Here is a 1264-nt window from a genome sequence, read left to right as displayed (position 1 = left end):
GGGACTGCTGAAGGTTTAGTTGACACTTCATTTAGGCCGCGAGTGAGGCCGGTTGGTCCATTATTTCAAACTCGATCGGCGTCAGGCGACCGAGTCGACGTTGGCGTCGTTTACGGTGATAACTTCCCTCGATCCAGAGCACGATCGCGAGGCGAAGTTGCTGCTTCGTTGACCACCGGTGCCGGTTCAGCACGTTCTTTTGCAACAGAGCAAAAAACGATTCCATCGCCGCGTTATCCGCGCACGCGCCGACTCTGCCCATCGAGCCTTTCATCCCGTTATCGGCCAATGTCTTCACGAACGCTCGGGAACGAAATTGCGATCCACGATCCGAGTGCACAATGGTGCCCGCGTGTGGTCGAGCCTTGATCGCGTAGTTCAGCGCGGCCACCGCCAGGCTTGCTTTCATCCGGTCATCGATGGAATAACCAACGATTTTGTTCGATCGCACGTCCTTGATCGCGCAAAGATAAAGTTTGCCCTCGTCAGTCCAATGCTCGGTGACATCAGTCAGCCACAGCTGATTCAGCCGTGTCGCGGTGAACACCCGTTCCACTAAGTCATCGTGCACAGGCGGGCCGGCCTTCCGGTTCAGACCCCGTTTCTTGGAGAAGCTCGACCACAACCGCTGCTGGGAGCAGAGCCGCCACACCCGCCGCTCCGACGCAGTAATACCCAGCGCGGGCAACTCGTCGGAAATGAACCGGTAGCCGTAAGCAGGGTCTTCGGCATGCAGATCGACAGCAGCGTTCGTCACGTGCGCATCGGACCAGTCCCGATCCGTGACCGGGTTTTTCATCCAGGCATAAAAGCCCTGAGTGGAGAAGCGCAATACCCGGCAGGCCACCGCGACAGGCACCCGAATACGGGCGTCTTTCGCAGCAAGGTCACGGACCAGCGGGTACATCATTTTGGGTTGATCTCCCGAGAGAGGTATCCCACCGCCCGCCGCATGACTTCCGCTTCTTGCTCCAACAGCTTGTTACGCCGACGCAGCTCCCGCAACTCGGACATGTCCGCCTGGCTCAGGCTGGGCCGCGGACTGTCACCTTTTTCGGCTTTCCGCACCCAGTTCAACAGCGTCGTTTTCGCAACCCCGAGATCCTTCGCGACTTGGGCCAGATGGGCGCCGTTCTCGCGGGTCAACGCGACTGCATCGAGCTTGAATTCGAGCGGGTAGGTCTTTCGGGTCATGGTGTTGATCCTTCCACTGCCGGAACCGAATTCCAGCAAGTCAGGTGTCAACTAAACCTTCAGCAGTCCC

General features: G+C 58.5%; 1 protein-coding gene. It reads right to left on the bottom strand.

Annotation, left to right across the window (positions count from 1 at the left end; all coding sequences use genetic code 11):
- Positions 1 to 31: 31 nt before the first annotated feature.
- A protein-coding gene (locus CXY71_RS00040; protein ID WP_104133709.1) for an IS3 family transposase occupies positions 32 to 1194 on the bottom strand; the annotation gives its coding sequence in 2 pieces (ribosomal slippage) (positions 32 to 921 and positions 921 to 1194; 1164 coding nt in all).
- Between the last annotated feature and the right edge of the window lie 70 nt (positions 1195 to 1264).

The organism is Cryobacterium sp. Y62 (assembly GCF_002929785.1).
Lineage (GTDB): Bacteria > Actinomycetota > Actinomycetes > Actinomycetales > Microbacteriaceae > Cryobacterium.
The sequence above is the reverse complement of the archived record's forward strand: the minus strand, read 5'-3'. Positions and strand labels throughout refer to the sequence as shown.